This is a genomic window from Paratractidigestivibacter sp., assembly GCF_052362415.1.
Taxonomy (GTDB): domain Bacteria; phylum Actinomycetota; class Coriobacteriia; order Coriobacteriales; family Atopobiaceae; genus Paratractidigestivibacter.
The window spans coordinates 1-2,467 of the sequence record NZ_DAWEMK010000160.1; the positions used below are offsets into that span (position 1 = coordinate 1).

At 62.1% G+C, this 2,467-nt stretch carries 2 protein-coding genes; both read left to right on the plus strand.

Annotation, left to right across the window (positions count from 1 at the left end):
- The first annotated feature begins 128 nt into the window (after positions 1-128).
- A complete protein-coding gene (locus ACT84W_RS10315; RefSeq protein WP_417575490.1) occupies positions 129-1,424 on the plus strand; it encodes a glycosyltransferase family 2 protein in 1,296 nt (431 codons plus the stop codon).
- A 363-nt stretch (positions 1,425-1,787) separates the two neighbouring features.
- The coding region (locus tag ACT84W_RS10320; protein WP_444329145.1) for an IMP dehydrogenase at positions 1,788-2,467 on the plus strand (680 nt) is incomplete at its 3' end.

The window sequence follows — 2,467 nt, forward strand, 5'->3', positions numbered from 1 at the left end:
CGGAACAGAGACAGGAGCGCGCGACGGGGCCCTGCGCGGCCGGCGAGCAGCTCTGCCCGCGGCTCGGCTGCGACGACTGAGCCCGCCTTGAGGGAACGTAAACGTCGCCGTCCGAGGAGCGCTCGCATATGGACTTCGCAAGGCTCGGCCTCACGCCGATCGTGATCTTCAACCTGATCATCTGGCTCTTCTTCACGCTCGCGTACTTCTATCAGATGGTCTACATCATCCGCGTGCTCATGCGCGGCACGGTGAAGCTCCCCGAGGCAAAGAAGAACCACCGCTACGCGTTCTTCATCGCCGCCCACAACGAGGAGCCGGTCATCGGCAACCTCGTGCGCTCCATCCTCTCGCAGGACTACCCGCGCGAGCTCGTCGACTGCTTCGTCGTCTGCGACTCCTGCACCGACAACACCCACGCCGAGGCGGAGGCCGCCGGCGCCATCACCTGGGACCGCAACGACCTCGCGCGCAAGGGCAAGAGCTGGGTCATGGACTATGGCTTCGACCGCATCCTCAACGAGTACGGCGATAAGTACGAGGCCTTCATCGTCATGGACGCCGACAACATCATCGCGCCCGACTACCTCAAGATCATGAACCAGGCCTTCGACGCCGGCTACCTCGTCTGCACGAGCTACCGCAATTCGAAGAACTTCGACTCCAGCTGGATCAGCTCCGCCTACGCCACCTGGTTCCTGCGCGAGGCCAAGTTCCTCAACAATGCCCGCATGATGGTCGGCACGAGCTGCGCCATCTCCGGCTCCGGCTGGATGGTCTCCGAGAAGATAGTCCGCGGCATGCACGGCTGGGACTTCCACACCCTCACCGAGGACATCCAGTTCTCCACCTTCTGCTGCGCGCACAACATCCAGATCGGCTTCGCGCCCGCCGAGTTCTTCGACGAGCAGCCGCTGACCTTCAAGGCCTCTTGGACGCAGCGCATGCGCTGGACCAAGGGCTTCTACCAGGTCTTCTTCTCGTACAACCGCGACCTGCTCAAGGGTATTCGCAAGGGTCAGTTCGCCTCCTACGACATGCTGATGACCATCGCCCCCGGCATGATCTTGACGCTGCTCTCGTTCTTCGTGAACGCCGTCTACCTCATCGTGGGCTCGCTTTCCCACGGCTTCATCGCGACCGAGGGCGAGCTCTCCATGTGCGTCGGCTCGCTCATCATGACCTTCGCCTCGATGTACGTCGTGTTCTTCCTGCTCGCCGTGATCACCACGATCTCGGAGCGCAAGCACATCCACGCAAAGAAGAAATGGCGCATCTTCACGAACCTCTTCACGTTCCCGATCTTCATGATGACCTACATCCCCATCACGGTCGCTGCGCTCTTCAAGAAGGTCGAGTGGGTCCCCACCAAGCACGACATCGCCGTCAACTTCGACGAGGTCATGTCCGAGGGCGCGAAGTAACCCCCAGCCCCTCGCTCCGCCGCGCCCCTTCGGTCCTTCCCTTTGAGCTACGGACAGTCCTCTTCGCACGGAGGCCACATTAAGTGGCCTCCGGCTCATGCGGAACTAGCTCAAAGGGAAGGACCGAAGGGGCGCTTTGTGTTCTTCGACTTGACGTGGCCTCCGTGCGAACAGGACTGCCCGAGCAGCAAACTAAGCGTCGGCCGCCCCCGTATGCTGACAGTTCGTTTGGTGACCTAACATATCAGCTGCTCAATGGGTATTTCTTGACAGCTGTCGCGCCCGAGCCGTCGATGCTACAATACCGTGCAATATGGCCGCATCTGGGGCCTGCGCGACGCAGGCGAAGGGAGAAAGAACCGTATGGCAACGTTCTTCGAGGGAGAATCGCACACCTTCTCTGAGTACCTGCTCGTCCCCGGTTATTCCTCGGCGGAGAACATCCCCGCCAACGTCTCGCTGAAGACCCCGCTGTGCAAGTTCAAGCGCGGCGAGGAGTCCCCGATCACCCTGAACGTCCCCATGGTGTCCGCCATCATGCAGTCGGTCTCCGGCCCCAAGCTCGCCATCGCGCTGGCCCAGGAAGGCGGCATCTCGTTCATCTACGGCTCCCAGACCGCCGAGTCCGAGGCCGCCATGGTCCGCGAGGTGAAGGCCTATAAGGCCGGCTTCGTCGTTTCCGACTCCACGCTCACCCCGGACATGACGCTCGCCGAGGTCCTCGAGCTCCTGGACAAGACCGGCCACTCCACGATGCCCGTCACCGAGGACGGCTCGCCCCACGGCAAGTTTTGCGGCATCGTCACCTCGCGCGACTACCGCGTCTCGCGCGATTCCCGCGACCGTAAGGTCAAGGAGTTCATGACCCCGGCAGATAAAGTCGTCTGCGCCGAGGACGGCACCTCCCTCAAGGTCGCCAACGACCTCATCTGGGAGCACAAGCTCAACACTCTGCCCATCGTGAGCAAGGACGGTCACCTCGTCGCGCTCGTCTTCCGCAAGGACTACGACTCCCACAAGAGCCGCCCGAACGAGCTGCTCGA

Coding starts and splice junctions, on each gene's coding strand:
- ACT84W_RS10315 (WP_417575490.1), top strand. CDS start 129: ATGGACTTCGCAAGGCTCGGCCTCACGCCGATCGTGATCTTCAACCTG.